The sequence below is a fragment of the Arthrobacter sp. CAN_A6 genome (assembly GCF_015751715.1).
Classification (GTDB): domain Bacteria; phylum Actinomycetota; class Actinomycetes; order Actinomycetales; family Micrococcaceae; genus Arthrobacter_D.
On record NZ_JADOUV010000002.1, the window covers coordinates 461764 to 478977 of the forward strand.

A 17214-nucleotide genomic window follows, 5' to 3' on the forward strand; every position below is an offset into this window, starting at 1 on the left:
ATTCTCGGGTAGGACGAGTCTAGTTGTTAGGAACCATGAGACAAACCGGCGGTCGACCCGATCCCCAGAAACCGGCAGCCGCGCCCGGAGCTTCTCAGGCGAGGAGCATTCCGGAGGAGACTCCCAAAGGGGAGAAACCGGCGCTCTGGCTCTGGTCCCAGTACCTGCTCGACGCCGTCGCCTGGGTGGTTGCGATCGTCCTGGCACTGATCCTGCGCTACGAACTCCTGGTGAACGCGATCAACATCGAGGGCGTGGCCGTCTTCTGCGGCATCGCGGTCCTTGCGCAGCTCGTCGTGGGCCTGAGCTTCGCCCTGTACCGGGGGAGATACAGCTTCGGCAGCTTCCACGAGGCGCGGCTCCTCGTCATTGTCACTGTGCTCGTCTCCGTGATCCTCGTGCTGGTGAGCGTGGCCTTCTTCACGGTGATCGAGGTGCCCCGAAGCATCGGCATCATCGCGTTCCCGTTCGCCTGCATGTTCCTCGCCGCCACGCGGTACCTGAAGCGGATGTACGTCGAGAGCAAGGCGCGGCCGGGTGAGGACGCACAGCGCACGCTGATCTACGGAGCGGGGTTCCTCGGCAATTCCCTGGTGGCCCGGATGATGCAGGATCCAGGGTCGCCCTACGTACCGGTGGGCCTGATCGACGACGATCCGGCCAAGAAGCACCTGCGGCTCTCCTCGGTTCCTGTACTCGGCCGGCTCGAGGAACTGCCGGCGATCGCCGCGCGGACGCGGGCGTCCATCCTCGTTCTCGCCTTCTCCGAGGTCGAGGCCTCCCAGGTGCGGAAAGTCTCCGACCTCGTGGCGGGCCTCGGCATCAAGGTCCTGGTGCTGCCGCCCCTGCGGGACATGCTGGGGACAGGGAAGGGACTGTCGGATTTCCGCGAGGTTGCCGTGGAGGACCTCATCGGCCGGCGGCCCGTCGACATCCACGCCGACGAGGTGGCCGGCTACATCACCGGGAAGCGGGTCCTCGTCACGGGGGCGGGAGGCTCCATCGGTTCCGAACTGTGCCGCCAGCTCGCCGCCTTCAACCCTGCGGAACTGATCATGCTGGACCGGGATGAGACCGGCCTCCAGTCGACGCAGATCTCCCTGACGGGCAGGGGCCTGCTGACCGGCCGCGACACCGTTCTTGCCGACATCCGTGATTCCGATGCGCTCCTGGACATCTTCGAGGACCGCCGTCCGGAAGTGGTCTTCCATGCTGCCGCTCTGAAGCACGTCTCGCTGCTCGAGCAGTATCCGGAAGAGGCATGGAAAACCAACGTGCAGGGCACGCTCAACGTCCTGCGGGCCTCCGCCGCTGCGGGCGTGACCAACTTCGTCAACATCTCGACCGACAAGGCAGCCGATCCCACCAGCGTGCTCGGCCATTCCAAGAGGGTCGCGGAGAAGTTGACCTCCTGGCACGCGCAGCAGTCGGGGCAGAAATACGTCTCGGTCCGGTTCGGCAACGTTATCGGGAGCCGCGGCTCCATGCTGCCGCTGTTCACCGAGCAGATCCGGAGCGGCGGGCCCATCACCGTGACGGATCCCGAGGTCACGCGTTTCTTCATGACCATCCCCGAAGCCTGCCAGCTCGTTGTCCAGGCCGGCGCCATCGGCCGTGGGGGAGAAGTGCTGATCCTCGATATGGGTGAGGCCGTGCGGATCCTCGACGTCGCCCAGCGGATGATCGCGATGTCGGGCAAGGACATCGACATCGTGTTCACCGGCCTGCGTCCCGGGGAGAAGATGCATGAGGACCTGATCGGGGTGGGCGAGGACGATTCGCGGCCGCTCCACCCCAAGATCTCCCATACCTCGGTCGCTGTTCTCGATCCTGGGCAGCTCGACCTCCAGGAGTGGAAGACCCGTGGAGGATTCGCGGCACGGCAGCGCAGCCTTCCTCCTGCCGGCAGGGACAAGGCCATCCAATGACCCTTCTGCTGATCTCCGTTGCCTCCGTCGCGTTCCTGGTGAGCGTGCTTCTGCCCTTCGCCGTCAAGCCGCTGCTCGCGCGTTGGGGAGTGCTCGACGTACCGAACGACCGATCCTCCCACTCCTCGGTGGTGATCCGGGGGATGGGCGTGAGCGTGGCCGGCGGGATCCTGGTGGCGCTTGCGCTGTCCCTGGCCACCGGCCTGGTCGCCGTGGACCGTTCCCTGGTGCTGATCGTCCTGCTCATGGTGGCGGCGGCATCGCTTTTGGGTTGGCTCGAGGATTTCCGGGGCCTGCCCATCCGCGTGCGGGCGGGTTGCCAGCTCGTCATCGGCGCCCTGGGCACAGCCGCACTGGCCTACACGATCGACCAGAGCTACTGGTGGGTGCCCTTCGGTGCCCTCGCTGTCGCCGCCTACATCAACGTGGCCAACTTCATGGACGGCATCAACGGCATCTCGGGGATGCACGGGGTGCTCGTCGGCGTTTTCTACGCGATCGGGGGGGCGCTCAGCGACCAGTCGTGGCTGATCGTCGCCGGGCTGGTCCTGGCTGCGGCCTTCGCCGGATTCCTGCCCTGGAACCTCGGTCGGGGGTTCGTGTTCCTCGGGGATGTCGGCAGCTACCTGCTGGGGGCCTCGGTTGCCGCGATTGCTGTCACGGGTCTCCTCGCCGGCGTCTACATCGAGTACCTGCTCTCACCTGTCCTCATCTATCTCGCCGACACCTTCACGACGTTCCTCCGGCGGGCCCAGCGCGGAGAGCGGCTGTATGTGTCGCACCGCCAGCACGTTTACCAGAGGCTCACCGATACCGGCCTGAACCATCTGCAGGTGGCTCTGCTGGTCACGGCGTTCTCGGCGGTCACCGGGGCTGCGGGCTTCATCGTGGCCACGGCCGACGCGCCGGTTGCGGTGTCCGGATCACTGCTCGCGGCCGGGGTCGTCGCCCTGTATCTGTACTCGCCGCGGATCCTCCGCGCGAGGGCCGCCCGTCGGCAGGCAGCGGCCACGACCGACCTGGATTGAGCGACTCGTTCCTCTACCTGCTGTAGAATCTAGATGCGCTCCGCAACGGGGCAGCATAGCCCGAGCGATATCGACAGAGCGGATGCAGTGAGCACACCCGATCCAGCCGCGGACTCCGGCATCCGGGGAACCGGTGTCACCGTCTCCGGGCCGACCGCGTCTCCCTGGCTCGGAATCCTCGCCCGCTGCACGCTGTCCACCACCGTCGTCATCGGCGTCCTCGCCGTCGTCGCCGGCGTCCTCGAGGGCCCGGAGGGAGCGCTGAGCGCACTGCTCGGCTTCGCCCTCGTGGTCCTTTTCTTCGGGATCAGCCTCTGCATCGGCCATTTTGCGGGAAAATCGAACCCGTCCGGGGCACTCGGCCTGTTCGCGGTGACCTACGCCATCAAGGTGGTGGGTTTCGCCGCCGTCCTGTTCTTCCTCGGGACACCGGACTGGCTCGCCCGCACGTGGTTCTTCACCGGTGCGGTGGTCACCGTGGTGGTCTGGCAGGTAGTCGAGGTCTTCGCTTTCTCCCGCACCCGGCACCAGCTGTACGAGGACGAGGCGCCCTGATGGCTGAGCAGAATCCACCCCGGGACACCCCGTCCGACGACGACGGCGGCAGGTACGCCAAGGGGGGCTACAACGAGGGCATCGCCGTCTTCAGCTACATCATTGGCGGGATCGTGGTCTGGAGTTTGATAGGCTGGGGACTGGATAATCTCCTGCAAACACGCTGGTTGGTGCTTGCAGGAGCGTTTCTGGGTGCGGCCGGAGGTTTCTATCTCTCCCACATGCACGATCTCACCAGGTCCCGCTCAACATCGTCCCGGAATCCTCCGCAGGATAACCCCGGCGGCCATGATGGAGAGCCCGAGTGAGTCCCCACAACTTGAAAAGTCGGACGCGTCACGCTGTGGCCGATCGAAAACTGCCCAACGATGGACACTGCAGAGAGGAAACGCGTTGATCGCGCTTGCGCTCCCGGCCGCAACAACTGATGAGGGCTTCGTGCCCCCGACTATTGACGACACCCACTACCGGGACATCTTCCCCTGGGGCGGTGAATACGGCATCTGGTTCGAGGGCGGTTTCGGCAAGCAGATGCTGATGATCATCTTCTCGGTGATCCTGATCGCCACCTTCTTCCTGATGGCCTCACGCCGCAACGCGCTGGTGCCGGGCAAGATGCAGTTCCTCGGGGAGTCGGCCTACGGATTCGTCCGCAACTCCATCGGCAAGGACATCATCGGCGGACGGGATTTCCTGAAGTACGTCCCGTGGCTGTTCACCGCGTTCTTCTTCGTCCTGGTGAACAACATCTTCGGTGCCATCCCGTTCCTGCAGCTGCCCAGTTTCTCGCATCCGGGCAGCGCCTATGCCATCGCCGCGATCTTCTACCTGCTCTGGGTGGGCATCGGCATCAAGAAGCACGGCCTGAAGTACTTCAAGCTCGCCGTCGTGCCGTCGGGCGTGCCCTGGTACATCCTGCCGATCGTCGTACCGATCGAAATCATCTCGAACTTCATCGTCCGGCCGGTCACCCACTCCCTCCGACTCTTCGCGACCATGCTCGCGGGTCACCTCATCGTCACTCTTGCCGGAACGGCAATCGAGTACATGGTCTCCACGGGCAACATCCTCCTGCAGGGAACCAGCGTCCTGGTGCTCGGCGGTGCCATCGCCATGTACATGCTCGAGGCATTGATCATGGTCCTCCAGGCCTACGTGTTCACACTGCTGGCCGCCATCTACATCGAAGGCGCACTCCACGCCGACGCGCATTAGTTCTCCAGATTCTCAACAGTCTTCCCCGTCGGGGATGATCCCAAACAACCTGCCGCATCAAGGCGGCATCTTGAAAGGAACACAATGGAAGTACAGGGTAGCCTCAACCTCGTTGGATACGGTCTCTCCGCAATCGGCGGTGGTATCGGTGTGGGTCTCGTATTCGCCGCGTACATCAACGGCGTAGCACGTCAGCCTGAGGCACAGCGCGTCCTCCAGCCCATCGCCTTCCTCGGCCTGGCTCTGACCGAAGCCCTCGCCATCCTCGGCCTCGTCTTCGCGTTCGTTATCGGCGCTTAGCTGCACGGTTGAAGTTTCGTCCGAAGACCAGTTGAAGAAAGACGGGTGAAAAATGCTTAACGCAGCGATTATGGCGGCGGAAGAGGGCTCAAGCCCTCTGATCCCGAACCTCTGGGAACTGCTCGTGACAGTGGCGGGCTTCGCAGTGCTGATGTTCATCGTCATCAAGTACGTCATGCCGGCGTTCGAGAAGACGTTTGCCGCGCGCACCGAGGCCATTGAAGGCGGGATCGCCAAAGCTGAAGCAGCACAGGTCGAAGCCAACGCGGCTCTTGAGGAATACAAGCAGCAGCTTGTGGAATCCCGCACCGAGGCCAACCGCATCCGTGAGGAAGCCCGCGCCGAAGGTGCACAGATCCTCGCCGAGCTGAAGGAAAAGGCTGCAGCGGAGTCCGCACGGATCACCGAGCAGGCACACGTCCAGATCGAAGCCGAGCGTCAGGCAGCAGTTGTCTCGCTCCGTGCAGAGGTCGGAACGCTCGCCACGGACCTTGCAAGCCGCATCGTCGGAGAGTCACTGGCCGACGACGCCCGCTCGGGACGCGTCATCGACCGCTTCCTTGCCGATCTCGAGACCTCCTCGCAGAGCGCAGGTGCAGCTAAGTAATGGCCGGTGTATCAAGCCACTCCCTGGCGAGTGTTCGTGAAGACCTGGAGTCCCGCCTGCCGGGGGCAAAGCTGTCCCTGGCGGAGGATCTCTTCGGAGTTCTCGCAATGCTCGACAGCAACGCCGGGCTTCGCCGGGCGTTGACGGATCCGTCACGCTCAGGCAAGGACAAAGCGGTGCTGGTCGACCAGCTCATCGCCAACCGGGTATCCCCGGACGCGGTGGGCGTCGTCAAGAGCCTCGTATCCGAGCGCTGGGCAAGTGCCCGCGACATCGGCGACGCCCTCGAGACGCTCGCCGCCACGGTAGTCATTTCCGTCGCTGAACGCGGCGGGACCGGTGTGGAGGGCTTGGAGCGGCTCGAAACCGAGCTGCACTCGTTCATGGCGGTCGTTGGATCCAACCATGAACTGCAGCGGGCACTGTCCGAAGCGCAGGCGAGCACCGAATCGAAGGTGAGTCTCGCGCTCAAGCTGGTGCCGCACGCTGGAGAAGCAGGCAGGCTGCTGATCTCCCAGGCGGTATCGGCGCCGCGAGGGCTGAAGCCAGCCGCGCTCGTCGGACGTTTCCTCGAACTGGTGGCAGCCCGCCAACAGCGGTGGATTGCCAATGTCAGCGTTTCCCGTCCGCTGACAGAGAGCCAGCACACGAAGCTTATTGCGGGATTGAACGCGATGTACGGCCGGGAACTCAAGGTCAACGTCGACGTCAATCCGTTACTGATCGGTGGTGTGAGGGTGAGCGTGGGCGACGAAATGGTCGACTCCACGGTCGTCACGCGTCTGTCCGAACTCCGCCGCAAGATGGCGGGATAGCGCTTCGCGCTTATCCAAGCTCGACCAAGATTGAATTACATCCAGGTCGCCACGAACCTCACGGCGATCGCAACACAGGAGAGCAGGGACTGCAGATGGCCGAATTGACCATCAACGCCGACGACGTCCGTAATGCGTTGAATGACTTCGCGGCGTCCTACGAGCCCGGAAATGCGGAGCGTGTCGAAGTTGGCCGCGTAACCACCGCCAGTGACGGCATTGCCAGGGTTGAGGGTCTGCCTTCGGTCATGGCGAACGAACTGCTTCGGTTCGAAGACGGAACGCTGGGCCTCGCCCAGAACCTCGACACACGCGAGATCGGTGTCGTCGTCCTCGGCGACTACACCGGAATCGAAGAAGGCCAGGAAGTCCACCGCACCGGAGAGATTCTTTCCGTGCCGGTCGGAGACGCCTTCCTCGGCCGTGTCGTCGATCCGCTCGGCCAGCCCATCGACGACCTCGGTCCGATCAAGGCCGAAGGACGTCGTGCCCTGGAGACCCAGGCGCCGGGCGTGACCGAGCGCAAATCGGTGCATGAGCCGATGCAGACCGGGCTCAAGGCGATCGACGCCATGATCCCGATCGGCCGCGGCCAGCGCCAGCTCCTGATCGGTGACCGCCAGACGGGCAAGACTGCCATCGCCGTCGACACGATCATCAACCAGAAGGACAACTGGGCTTCCGGGGACGTCAACAAGCAGGTCCGCTGCATCTATGTCGCGATCGGGCAGAAGGCGTCCACCATCGCTGCTGTCCGCCAGACCCTCGAGGACAAGGGCGCGCTGGAATACACCACGATCGTCGCCTCGCCGGCCTCGGACCCCGCAGGTTTCAAGTACCTTGCGCCCTATGCCGGTTCGGCCATCGGGCAGCACTGGATGTACGGCGGCAAGCACGTCCTGATCGTGTTCGACGACCTCTCCAAGCAGGCCGAGGCCTACCGTGCAGTGTCACTGCTGCTGCGACGCCCGCCGGGACGCGAAGCCTACCCTGGTGACGTCTTCTATTTGCACTCCCGTCTGCTGGAGCGTTGTGCGAAGCTGTCCGACGAACTCGGCGCCGGATCGATGACGGGTCTACCGCTCATCGAGACCAAGGCGAACGATGTCTCGGCATACATCCCCACCAACGTCATCTCGATCACCGACGGCCAGATCTTCCTGCAGTCGGACCTGTTCAATGCCAACCAGCGCCCAGCGGTGGATGTGGGCGTGTCGGTGTCCCGCGTGGGCGGTGCCGCGCAGGTCAAGTCGATGAAGAAGGTATCGGGCACGTTGAAGCTCGACCTCGCGCAGTACCGTGACATGCAGGCCTTCTCGATGTTCGCCTCCGACCTCGACGCAGCGTCACGGCAGCAGCTGACCCGCGGTGCACGGCTCATGGAACTGCTGAAGCAGGGCCAGTACTCGCCGATGCCGGTGGAGCAGCAGGTCGTCTCGATCTGGGCCGGTACCGGCGGTTACCTCGACGATATTCCGATCGAGGACATCCGCCGCTTCGAGACCGAATTCCTCGAGCACCTGGGCCACCGGTCCTCCGTGCTGACCACGCTCGCCCAGACGGGCAAGATGGAGGATTCCACGGCCGAAGAGCTGAAGTCGGAGATCACCAGCTTCAAGCAGGGGTTCTTCGGCAGGGGAGCGGACGGGCCTGGAGCAGGCCACGAAGAGCACGACGCCCTCCCCGCCGACTCGGTGGACCAGGAAAAGATCGTTCGGCACAAGCGCTAGGTAGCTGATCGTCGGACACGCGCCCAGCGTGTGTCCGGCATCCGCCCTCGCCGTAGCCGTTTCCCACGGGGGAAGCGGAGGAAAGGACAAGTATGGGAGCCCAGATTCGGGTCTACCGCCAGAAGATCGCTTCGACGACGTCAACGCGGAAGATCTTCAAGGCGATGGAGCTGATCGCGACTTCTCGCATCGGCAAGGCCCGTGCGCGGGTGGCGTCGTCGTTGCCCTATGCCAATGCGATCACCCGCGCGGTGTCGGCTGTGGCGTCACAGACGGAGTTCGACCACCCGCTCACCACCGAGCCGGCCGAGGTCCGCAGGGCGGCAGTGCTCGTTCTGACGTCGGACCGCGGCCTCGCCGGATCCTACTCGGCGAGTGCGCTCAAGCAGGCCGAGGGCCTGTTCGAGAAGCTGAAGAGCGAGGGCAAGGAAACCAAGGCCTACCTCGTCGGCCGGAAGGCCCAGGCATACTTCGACTTCCGCCGCCGCCCCTATGAGCAGGTGTGGACCGGGGACACCGATGCCCCCGAGTTCGAAACGGCTCGGGAAATCGGCAAGGCACTTCTCGACGACTTCGCCACGGACTATGAGGACGGCGGCGTGGAGGAAATCCACGTGGTCTACACCAAGTTCAAATCGATGGTCGTCCAGGAGCCGTCGGTGATCCGGCTGCTGCCCCTCGAGGTTGTCGACGAGCAGGATTCCGGCGATTCAGACCTCCTGCCGCTCTACGAGTACGAGCCGGAACCGGAGCGGGTTCTCGACGCCCTGTTGCCGCGGTACATCGAGTCCCGCCTGTTCGCTGCCCTGCTGCAGTCCTCGGCAAGTGAGCTCGCCGCTCGCCAGCGGGCGATGAAGTCGGCCGGCGACAATGCAACCGAACTCATCAAGAAGTACACGCGGTTGCGCAACACCGCACGGCAGGCGGAGATCACGCAGGAGCTTTCGGAGATCGTCGCCGGAGCCGATGCGCTCAACGCCTCCTGACCGGATTTCCTGCAAGGCCCTCGAGGGCTTCGCGCAAAGATAAACTTAGTTCCACGCCATCTACGTAAATGAAGTGAGAGAGATGACTGCCCAGACTGTTGAACACGGTACGGACTCAGTTGCCCCCGGCGCTACCGGCCGTATTGCACGCGTCATTGGCCCGGTTGTCGACGTCGAGTTTCCGGCTGACGCAATCCCCGCAATGTACAACGCGCTCACCACTGAGGTCACCCTCAACGGTGTAACGCGACTGATCACCTTCGAGACGTCCCAGCACCTCGGGGACAACCTCGTGCGCGCCATCTCGCTGCAGGCCACCGACGGGCTCGTCCGCGGAACTGTTGTCCAGGACACCGGATCGGCGATCTCCGTCCCCGTGGGCGACGTGGTCAAGGGCCACATCTTCAACGTTCTGGGCAAGCCGCTCGACGTCGAGGAATCAACGCTCGAGATCACCGAGCGCTGGCCCATCCACCGCAAGGCGCCGAGCTTCGCGTCCCTCGAGGGCTCCACCGAGATGCTCGAGACCGGCATCAAGGTCATCGACCTCCTCACCCCCTACATCAAGGGTGGAAAGATCGGCCTGTTCGGCGGCGCCGGTGTCGGCAAGACCGTTCTGATCCAGGAGATGATCACCCGTGTTGCCCGTAACTTCGGCGGCACCTCCGTGTTCGCCGGAGTAGGCGAGCGGACGCGTGAAGGAAACGACCTCTGGGTCGAGATGGAAGAGGCGGGCGTCCTGAAGGACACCGCCCTGGTGTTCGGCCAGATGGACGAGCCGCCGGGAACGCGCCTCCGCGTGGCGCTTTCGGCGCTGACCATGGCGGAGTACTTCCGCGATGTGCAGAACCAGGACGTGCTGCTCTTCATCGACAACATCTTCCGCTTCACCCAGGCCGGTTCGGAGGTGTCGACCCTGCTGGGCCGCATGCCTTCCGCCGTGGGCTACCAGCCCAACCTGGCCGACGAGATGGGCCTGCTGCAGGAGCGCATCACCTCGACGAAGGGTCACTCGATCACTTCGATGCAGGCTATCTATGTCCCGGCTGATGACTACACCGACCCGGCTCCGGCCACGACGTTCGCACACCTGGACGCCACGACCGAGCTTTCCCGCGAGATCGCTTCGCGTGGACTGTACCCGGCCGTTGACCCACTGACGTCGACGTCGCGCATCCTCGATCCCCAGTACATCGGTTTCGACCACTACAACACGGCCGTGCGCGTCAAGCAGATCCTGCAGAAGAACAAGGAACTGCAGGACATCATCGCCATTCTCGGCATCGATGAGCTGGGCGAGGAGGACAAGGTCGTGGTTGCCCGTGCGCGGCGCATCCAGCAGTTCCTCTCGCAGAACACCTACACCGCGAAGCAGTTCACGGGTGTCGAGGGTTCGACCGTGAGCATCAAGGACACCATCGAGGGCTTCTCGGCCATCTGCAACGGCGATCTGGACCACATCGCCGAGCAGGCGTTCTTCAACATCGGCGGGCTCGACGACGTCGAGCGTCAGTGGGCCGACATCCAGAAGCAGACCGGAAAGTAAGCACCATGGCTGCCAACGCAGAGCTAGAGGTAGAGATCGTCGCGGCGGACCACTTCGTGTGGTCCGGCGCGGCCACCATGGTCAAGGGGCGCACGAGCGACGGCGAGATCGGCATCCTGCCGGGCCACTCGCCCGTACTGGCGATCCTTGAGGAGGGTGAGCTCGTCATCCAGCCGGTGAGCGGGGACCGCCTGGTGGTCGGAGTCGACGGAGGATTCTTCTCCGTCGACAGCAATCGTGTGGTGATCGTTGCCGACAACGCCAGGATCGGCGGTTCGGTGACTGCGGAAGCACGCTGACGTCTCCTCCGATGGACGGTCCGGGCCTGATGTTCGTCATCCTCGCAGCCGTCTTCGGGTTGGTCGTGCTGGCCATCGGAGCCTTCCTTCTGCGCCGGTACCAGCTCGGCCGTCGGCTCGGAACCTTCGACGCCTCCATCCGCCTCCCTCCCAAGGGCTGGCGGATGGGGGTTTGTCGCTATACGGACCTGCACCTCGAGTGGCTGAGTCTGCTCTCGTTGAGCCCCCTGCCGCGTTACCGCTACCTCCGCAGCTCCATCGAGCTCCAGGGGTGGCGCCAGCCGACGGAGGCCGAAACGGTGCGCATCCAGCCGCGGGCCGTGATCGTCACCCTGAAGTACGAGGACCAGGAGTTCGAGCTGGCCATGAAATACGAATCCTATTCAGGCCTCTCCTCATGGATCGAGGCCGGGCCGGTCATCGGCATCGGCACGTGGCGCTGACCGTCCCCACTTCCTGACCGGTTCCGGCGGCCGGGTCAGTTCGTGTTGGGTGCGGCCAGCCAGACGCCGGCCCGCAGGACACCGAGCACCTCGAACTCCTCCGACACCACGAGGGCATCGGCGCGGAGACCGGGACGTAGCGAACCCACCTCGTCCGATAGCCCCAGCACAGCGGCCGGCACTGATGTCGCCGACCGTACCGCATCCACCAGCTCCACCCCGGCGTCCACCGCGCAGCGGACCACGTCGATCAGCGTTCCATTGCCTCCGGCCAGCGCACCGGTTTCCGAAAGCACAGCAGCGCCGTCCTCGATGTGGATCTCGGTGCGGCCGAGGCGGAAATTTCCCGACGTCCGGCCGGCTCCGGCGGTCGAATCGCTCACCAGGCACACGTTCTCCGGTCCGGCCATGCGGAAGGCCATCCGGACGGTGTCGGGGTGCAGGTGCACGTTGTCGGCAATGATCTCGACCGCCAACTCACCAGTGCGCGCCCGTTCAAGGAGGAGGGGCACCGGCCCGGGGGAGCGGTGGTGCATCGACGGCATGGCGTTGAACAGGTGGGTGGCCGTCGGCCGGCCCTGGAAGCCGTCGAAGCCCGTCGAGTCGAGTTCCTCGATGATCAGGTCGAGGGCCGCTGCGGTCTGCTCCGCGGTGGCGTTCGTGTGGCCGATCGAGGGAATCACACCGTGGGTCACCAGTTCATAGACCAGCAACTCGGAGCCCTCGAGCTCGGGTGCATAGGTCATCGAGAGCAGGTGGCCCCCGGCAGCATCGATCAGCCGGTCGACGTCTTCCTGGTCGGGTAGGCGGAGGTAGGAAGTGTCGTGCGCCCCGCACCGCTGGGGTGAAAGGAACGGGCCCTCGGAGTGGATACCGGCGATCAGGCCCTCCTCGGCAAGCCGGGACAGGAGGGTGAAGGCCTGCACGAGGTCGGAGAGCGGAACCGTGCACGTACTCGCGAGCGTCGTCGTCGTGCCTCTTCGATGGAGGAAATCCACTGCAGCCCGGGTCTGGTCCTCATTGCCGGAGGTGAAGTCTCCGCCGCCTCCGCCGTGGCAGTGGAGGTCCACCAACCCCGGAAGAATCAGGGCGCCGGGCGGCAGTGAGGAGATCCTCGGCCCTGCCGGGAGTCCTGCGTTCTGGTCCGTCCGGTCCGCGGCGCCTGCGCTGGTGATGCGTTCACCTTCCCACGCGAGAACGGCGTCCTCGATGACTTCGGTCTCGGTGACCATCCGGCCCGTGATGAAACTGCCTGTGCCCTGGTGGTTGGCCATTTCCCGATTGTATGCGGGAAGGCGCTTCGATGTCGGGTGGCCGCTCAGAAAAGCCGGGAATCGACGTCGTCCACGCCGCGCATCGCATCGTAGTCCAGGGTGAGGCAGTCGATGCCGCGGTCGGCGGCGAGGACGCGCGCCTGGGGCTTGATCTGCTGTGCGGCAAAGACGCCCCGCACGGGGGAGAGGAGCGGGTCCCGATTGAGGAGTTCGAGGTACCGGGTCAGCTGCTCGACTCCGTCGATATCTCCGCGGCGCTTGAGCTCGACGGCGACGGTGGCACCCGCGGCGTCGCGGGCCAGGATGTCCACCGGGCCGATCGCCGTTCCATACTCGCGGCGGATCAGCGAGTACCCCGGACCCAGCAGGGTGATCTGTTCGGCAAGCAGGCGCTGCAGGTCGGCCTCGACGCCGTCCTTGACCAGCCCGGGGTCCACGCCGAGGTCATGGGAGGACTCGTGCAGCTGTTCACGGATGGAGATGACCAGTCGATCGTCGCTCTTGCCGTGCTGAACCGTCCACACTTCGGTGATGCCTTCGGCGGCGTCGGCCTCGTCTGGGGCCGTGACGCGCAGCGTGGCCGGTGGGCTCATCCAGTTCAGCGGCTTGTAGGAGCCGCCATCGGAGTGCACGAGGACCGAGCCGTCGGCCTTCACCAGGAGGAGCCGCGTGGCGAGGGGCAGGTGGGCGCGGAGGCGCCCGATGTAGTCAACGGAGCATCGGGCTATTACTAAACGCACACCTCGAACCTTACCCGTTTCTGTGCACCGGCTTTGTTCGGGCAGACTTGAACCGTGCCCCGTTCCAACCGACCCAGCCGTCCCGGTGGCGGCGCGCGGAGCAAGTGGGCTCCGCCGCCCGAACTGGACCTCGAACGTGCGCGGTCGGGCTTCCCGACGCACGAAAGCGCTCCCGACGGAGAGTGGTCGGTGCGGCGGATCACGGAGCGCAGCGCGGCGAAGGAGTACAAATGCCCCGGCTGCCACTCAGTGATCCCCTCCGGTCTGGCGCACCTCGTGGTGTGGCGCGAGGACTCGCTGCTGGGTGCCGAGACGGCGCTGGCAGACAGGCGCCATTGGCATGTCCAGTGCTGGCGGACGCGCAGCTACCGGTACTGAGCCAACGGGCGCTGGGCATACCCCGCCGCCTTTAGACTGGGGAAATGGTCAGCATCTCACCCGAATACACTTTCACCACCAGCAGCGAACCGGTGGAGATCCGGGCCGCGACGGTGCTTCCCGCGGATCGGCGCAACATCGAGCTCACCACCGCCGACGGCCTGACACTGGTGGGCGAGTTCGCCTCACCCGAAGGCCGGGCGCCGGCTGCCACCCTGGTCACGCTCCACCCGCTGCCCACCCACGGCGGTTTCATGGATTCCCACGTCTACCGCAAGGCGTCCTTCCGGCTGCCCGCGCTGGCCGGGATCGCAGTGCTCCGCTTCAACACGCGCGGAACCTCCTCGCCCCGGGGCTCCAGCGGGGGAACGTTCGACGGCGGCGAGGCGGAGCGCCACGACCTCGAGGCCGCGGTGCGGTGGGCCGTCGACGAGGGCCTCACGAACATCTGGCTGGTCGGCTGGTCCTTCGGAACCGAGCTGTGCCTGAAGTACGGAGCGCTGGACCCGGTAGCCGAGCTCATCGAGGGAGCCATCCTGCTCTCGCCGCCGCTGCACCGCGCGGACGACGACGACCTCGCCGCCTGGGCTGCGGCGGGCCTGCCGCTGAAGGTCCTCGTTCCCGAGCACGACGACTACCTGAAGCCGCCGGAAGCCCTCGAGCGCTTCGCGGGGGTTCCGCAGGCGGACGTCGTTCCCGTGGAGGGCGCGAAGCACCTCTGGGTGGGGGAGAAGTACGCGGCGCGCGCGCTCAACGAGATCGCCGACGTCGTGCTGCCCACTCCGGTGTCACCCCTGCCCACGGTGTGGGAGGGCCCAGCGGCCACAGCGCCGTAGGCGGGAACGCCGCGGGTCAGGGGCAGTGTCCTACTGGCTGTCCTGACGGGCGATGAAGACTTCCTTGAGCAGCAGCATGACAGCCGCCGCGGTGGGAATGGCGATCAGCGCACCGAGGACCCCGAGCAGGCTTCCGCCGGCAATGACGGCGATCACGGCGACCGAGCCCGGTACCGCCACGGCGCGCTGCATGATGCGCGGCGAGATGAAGTACGCCTCGAACTGCAGGTACGCGAGGTACGGAATCGCGAAGAGGAGCGCCGTGTTCCAACCCACGGTGAGCGCAACGAGCGTCACCACCGCGGCCGCGATCAGCGCGCCGACCAGGGGGATGAAGGCGAGCAGCACGACGACGAAGGCGAGCAGCACCGTGAACGGGACGCCCGCGATGCTCATGAAGATGAAGGCGAACATGCCGTTCAGCAGGGCAACGCAGGCCTGGCCGATCACGTAGAGGCCCACGCTGCGCGTGATCTCCTCGGCCAGGATCTCCACGCGCGCCCGCCGGGAACGGGGTGCCAGCCGGTAGGCCCACTTCTTCATGGAGGGAAGCGATGAGAGGAAGTACAGGGTCAGGACCAGCACCACGAGCGTGCCGAACAGGCTGTTGACGATCACTGTTCCCACGCCCAGCACTCCACCGAAGATCCCGCCCACGGCTTCACTGTTGGCGAAGAACCTGTTGATCTCTGCAGAGACGCGGTCGCGTACCTGGAACTGCGCGTCGATGGTGGTGAAGAACTCCGAGTTGAGGAAGTCATTGGCGTACCCTGGTGCCCGATCACCGATCTGCGATGTCTGCGAGACGATGGTGGGAATCAGGGTGGCGAAGAAGCCGCCCACAATTCCGGCGAGCACCAGCAGTGCCATTGCAATGCCTGCCGGGCGGGGCACGCCCTTGGTATTGAGCCAGCGCACGATCGGTTCGAGCCCCAGCGCGATGAACAGCGCGGCGCCGATCCACAGGAGCAATTGGGTCACGTTGGTGATGATGAAGAAGGCGAGCAGTGCGAGGCCCACACCGACACTCATCATGAACCCGAAATGGATGGGGTGCTGGCGCATCGACCTCGGGTAGGCTCCGCCGAACTTCAGGCGTTCATCACCCAGCTGCACCGACGGATCGACAGCCACGGGATCGGGCTCGCGCTCCGGCGGGAACTCGAAGCGCGGACGCGGCTGCGCTCCCGGCAGCGGTCTCCGGAGACGGGCCCCCCAGATGCGGAGGAACGGGGTCCCGGTCTGCGCCGGCGTCGGAGCCGGATCGGCGGCAGGTACGGCAGGGTCGGACGTGCGGGCGTCAGGTACCGGGTCGCCCGACGGCCTCGGCAGCGGCTCGCTGACCGGGACGTCCTGATGATCTGTCACGCTGGGCTCTGCTTTCGCTGTGGCGGCGGCTCTACCGCAGGGGGGACAACAGACGAAACACTAACAGCCGGAGGTGCCCGGCAGGCCACACTTCGTTACCATGGGGTGTGCGTTTCAAAGTTGCGGCGCCGATCGTTACAGGGGTAAAGGAAGGCAGATCAGTGTCCACACCAGCACAGCGGGGCGGCATGCCGCCGTCGTCGATGAACCTGCGGGGAGCCGTTGATCTCTCGGCCCTCAAGGCACGGGCCGACGCCGCAGCGCGGCCCGCCCCGACCACCCCCGCCCCGGCAACGGCAAGCCCCTACATCGTGGCGGTGACGGAGCAGACCTTCCCGCAGCTGATCCAGCTCTCGGCGCAGGTTCCCGTGATCGTGGACCTCCGCGCCTCCTGGAGCGAGCAGTCGGTGCAGGTGAGCGCCGTGCTGGAGGCAGTGGTACTGGAACTCGATGGCCGGGTGCTCCTGGCCCACGCCGACATCGAGGCGCAGCCGCAGATCGCCCAGGCTTTCCAGGCCACGGCTGCGCCCACCGTGGTGGCAGTGGTGAAGGGCCAGCCCGTTCCGCTGTTCGAGGGAACGATGCCCGAACCACAGGTCCGCGCGCTGCTGGACGAGCTCCTGAGGGTAGCGGAAGCGAACGGGGTCACCGGAACACTCAACGACGCCGCCGAGCCCCCGGCGGGGACGGAGCCGGCGGAACCGGCACTGCCTCCCCTCCACCAGGAAGCTTTCGACGCCATCGAGGCGGGCGACTATGCCGCCGCCGCCGACGCCTATCGGAAGGCCCTGGCCGAGCAGCCCGCCGACGTCGAGGCCAAAGCCGGCCTCGCGCAGGTCGAGCTGATGCAGCGGCTGGAGAACGCGGATGCCGCAGCACTCCGGCAGGCCGGTGCGGACCAGCCCGACGACGTCGCGGCGCAACTCGCCGTCGCTGACCTGGACATCACGGGCGGCCACGTGGAGGACGCCTTCAACCGCGTCGTGGCGATCATCGCCCGCAGCGGTGGCGAGGACAGGGAAACCGCCCGGAAACGCCTCCTGGAGCTGTTCGACGTCGTCGGTAGTTCTGACCCGCGCGTGACCAAAGCGCGCAGCGCCCTTGCGCGCGCCCTGTTCTAGGCGCGGCCCGTCCTTTCGAAGGCCTTCAGTCCTTTAGTCCTCCAA

The 17214-nt window shown here is 65.5% G+C and carries 19 protein-coding genes; 16 read left to right on the top strand and 3 right to left on the bottom strand.

Translation table 11 applies throughout. The annotated features are described in order from the left end of the window. Positions 1 to 35: 35 nt before the first annotated feature. The 13 genes from IWX75_RS05555 to IWX75_RS05615 all read left to right on the top strand — a co-directional run bounded on the left by IWX75_RS05555 (position 36) and on the right by IWX75_RS05615 (position 11452). Positions 36 to 1928 carry a polysaccharide biosynthesis protein gene (locus tag IWX75_RS05555; protein ID WP_196821227.1) on the top strand — a complete coding sequence of 631 codons (1893 nt, stop codon included), beginning with the start codon at positions 36 to 38 and terminating at the stop codon, positions 1926 to 1928. Further along, positions 1925 to 2956: an MraY family glycosyltransferase gene (locus IWX75_RS05560; RefSeq protein WP_196821228.1), complete on the top strand. Its 1032-nt coding sequence runs from the start codon at positions 1925 to 1927 to the stop codon at positions 2954 to 2956. The genes IWX75_RS05555 and IWX75_RS05560 overlap by 4 nt, the downstream gene beginning before the upstream one ends. An 87-nt stretch (positions 2957 to 3043) precedes the next feature. Continuing rightward, a complete protein-coding gene (locus tag IWX75_RS05565) occupies positions 3044 to 3511 on the top strand; it encodes a hypothetical protein (protein ID WP_196821229.1) in 468 nt (155 codons plus the stop codon). After that, complete coding sequence (locus IWX75_RS05570) at positions 3511 to 3819, top strand: hypothetical protein (protein ID WP_334684130.1); 309 nt, start codon at positions 3511 to 3513, stop codon at positions 3817 to 3819. The genes IWX75_RS05565 and IWX75_RS05570 overlap by 1 nt, the downstream gene beginning before the upstream one ends. An 85-nt stretch (positions 3820 to 3904) precedes the next feature. Then, a complete protein-coding gene (atpB, locus tag IWX75_RS05575) occupies positions 3905 to 4726 on the top strand; it encodes a F0F1 ATP synthase subunit A (protein WP_196821230.1) in 822 nt (273 codons plus the stop codon). 84 nt (positions 4727 to 4810) lie between these two features. After that, positions 4811 to 5026 (top strand): ATP synthase F0 subunit C, encoded by a 216-nt coding sequence (locus IWX75_RS05580; protein WP_019481292.1) that lies wholly within the window; start codon positions 4811 to 4813, stop codon positions 5024 to 5026. Between the two features lie 52 nt (positions 5027 to 5078). After that, positions 5079 to 5633 carry a F0F1 ATP synthase subunit B gene (locus IWX75_RS05585; protein ID WP_196821231.1) on the top strand — a complete coding sequence of 185 codons (555 nt, stop codon included), beginning with the start codon at positions 5079 to 5081 and terminating at the stop codon, positions 5631 to 5633. Then, positions 5633 to 6448, top strand: a complete 816-nt coding sequence (locus IWX75_RS05590; RefSeq protein WP_196821232.1) for a F0F1 ATP synthase subunit delta — start codon at positions 5633 to 5635, stop codon at positions 6446 to 6448. The genes IWX75_RS05585 and IWX75_RS05590 overlap by 1 nt, the downstream gene beginning before the upstream one ends. 95 nt (positions 6449 to 6543) lie before the next feature. Then, positions 6544 to 8178, top strand: coding sequence for a F0F1 ATP synthase subunit alpha (atpA, locus tag IWX75_RS05595; RefSeq protein ID WP_196821233.1), 1635 nt, complete (start codon positions 6544 to 6546; stop codon positions 8176 to 8178). 92 nt (positions 8179 to 8270) lie between these two features. Then, entirely contained in the window at positions 8271 to 9164 is an 894-nt protein-coding gene (locus tag IWX75_RS05600; protein WP_196821234.1) for a F0F1 ATP synthase subunit gamma, read from the top strand. A gap of 82 nt (positions 9165 to 9246) precedes the next feature. Continuing rightward, positions 9247 to 10710 carry a F0F1 ATP synthase subunit beta gene (atpD, locus tag IWX75_RS05605; RefSeq protein ID WP_196821235.1) on the top strand — a complete coding sequence of 488 codons (1464 nt, stop codon included), beginning with the start codon at positions 9247 to 9249 and terminating at the stop codon, positions 10708 to 10710. A gap of 5 nt (positions 10711 to 10715) precedes the next feature. Next, a complete protein-coding gene (locus IWX75_RS05610) occupies positions 10716 to 11009 on the top strand; it encodes a F0F1 ATP synthase subunit epsilon (protein WP_026532824.1) in 294 nt (97 codons plus the stop codon). An 11-nt stretch (positions 11010 to 11020) separates the two neighbouring features. Further along, on the top strand, positions 11021 to 11452 hold the full coding sequence (locus IWX75_RS05615) for a DUF2550 domain-containing protein (protein ID WP_196821236.1): 432 nt from the start codon (positions 11021 to 11023) through the stop codon (positions 11450 to 11452). 35 nt (positions 11453 to 11487) lie between these two features. Here IWX75_RS05615 and IWX75_RS05620 read toward each other — a convergent pair whose 3' ends face one another. Further along, positions 11488 to 12726, bottom strand: coding sequence for an N-acetylglucosamine-6-phosphate deacetylase (locus IWX75_RS05620; protein ID WP_196821237.1), 1239 nt, complete (start codon positions 12724 to 12726; stop codon positions 11488 to 11490). A 44-nt stretch (positions 12727 to 12770) separates the two neighbouring features. Then, positions 12771 to 13466 carry an endonuclease NucS gene (gene nucS / locus IWX75_RS05625; RefSeq protein ID WP_196821238.1) on the bottom strand — a complete coding sequence of 232 codons (696 nt, stop codon included), beginning with the start codon at positions 13464 to 13466 and terminating at the stop codon, positions 12771 to 12773. 54 nt (positions 13467 to 13520) lie between these two features. Here nucS and IWX75_RS05630 point away from each other — a divergent pair, with 54 nt between their 5' ends. Further along, positions 13521 to 13844, top strand: a complete 324-nt coding sequence (locus IWX75_RS05630; protein ID WP_196821239.1) for a hypothetical protein — start codon at positions 13521 to 13523, stop codon at positions 13842 to 13844. A gap of 44 nt (positions 13845 to 13888) precedes the next feature. Next, complete coding sequence (locus tag IWX75_RS05635) at positions 13889 to 14680, top strand: alpha/beta hydrolase (protein WP_196821240.1); 792 nt, start codon at positions 13889 to 13891, stop codon at positions 14678 to 14680. 30 nt (positions 14681 to 14710) lie between these two features. Here IWX75_RS05635 and IWX75_RS05640 read toward each other — a convergent pair whose 3' ends face one another. Continuing rightward, on the bottom strand, positions 14711 to 16048 hold the full coding sequence (locus tag IWX75_RS05640; RefSeq protein WP_442858949.1) for an AI-2E family transporter: 1338 nt from the start codon (positions 16046 to 16048) through the stop codon (positions 14711 to 14713). 161 nt (positions 16049 to 16209) lie between these two features. On the opposite strand from IWX75_RS05640, the gene IWX75_RS05645 reads away from it, so the two are divergent. Further along, on the top strand, positions 16210 to 17169 hold the full coding sequence (locus tag IWX75_RS05645; protein ID WP_334684131.1) for a tetratricopeptide repeat protein: 960 nt from the start codon (positions 16210 to 16212) through the stop codon (positions 17167 to 17169). Positions 17170 to 17214 lie beyond the last annotated feature (45 nt).

Bases quoted from the DNA above. Each gene is read 5' to 3' on its own strand.
- IWX75_RS05555 (WP_196821227.1), top strand. From the start codon at position 36: ATGAGACAAACCGGCGGTCGACCCGATCCCCAGAAACCGGCAGCCGCG.
- IWX75_RS05560 (WP_196821228.1), top strand. From the start codon at position 1,925: ATGACCCTTCTGCTGATCTCCGTTGCCTCCGTCGCGTTCCTGGTGAGC.
- IWX75_RS05570 (WP_334684130.1), top strand. From the start codon at position 3,511: ATGGCTGAGCAGAATCCACCCCGGGACACCCCGTCCGACGACGACGGC.
- IWX75_RS05580 (WP_019481292.1), top strand. From the start codon at position 4,811: ATGGAAGTACAGGGTAGCCTCAACCTCGTTGGATACGGTCTCTCCGCA.
- IWX75_RS05585 (WP_196821231.1), top strand. From the start codon at position 5,079: ATGCTTAACGCAGCGATTATGGCGGCGGAAGAGGGCTCAAGCCCTCTG.
- IWX75_RS05590 (WP_196821232.1), top strand. From the start codon at position 5,633: ATGGCCGGTGTATCAAGCCACTCCCTGGCGAGTGTTCGTGAAGACCTG.
- atpA (WP_196821233.1), top strand. From the start codon at position 6,544: ATGGCCGAATTGACCATCAACGCCGACGACGTCCGTAATGCGTTGAAT.
- IWX75_RS05600 (WP_196821234.1), top strand. From the start codon at position 8,271: ATGGGAGCCCAGATTCGGGTCTACCGCCAGAAGATCGCTTCGACGACG.
- atpD (WP_196821235.1), top strand. From the start codon at position 9,247: ATGACTGCCCAGACTGTTGAACACGGTACGGACTCAGTTGCCCCCGGC.
- IWX75_RS05610 (WP_026532824.1), top strand. From the start codon at position 10,716: ATGGCTGCCAACGCAGAGCTAGAGGTAGAGATCGTCGCGGCGGACCAC.
- IWX75_RS05615 (WP_196821236.1), top strand. From the start codon at position 11,021: ATGGACGGTCCGGGCCTGATGTTCGTCATCCTCGCAGCCGTCTTCGGG.
- IWX75_RS05620 (WP_196821237.1), bottom strand. From the start codon at position 12,726: ATGGCCAACCACCAGGGCACAGGCAGTTTCATCACGGGCCGGATGGTC.
- IWX75_RS05635 (WP_196821240.1), top strand. From the start codon at position 13,889: ATGGTCAGCATCTCACCCGAATACACTTTCACCACCAGCAGCGAACCG.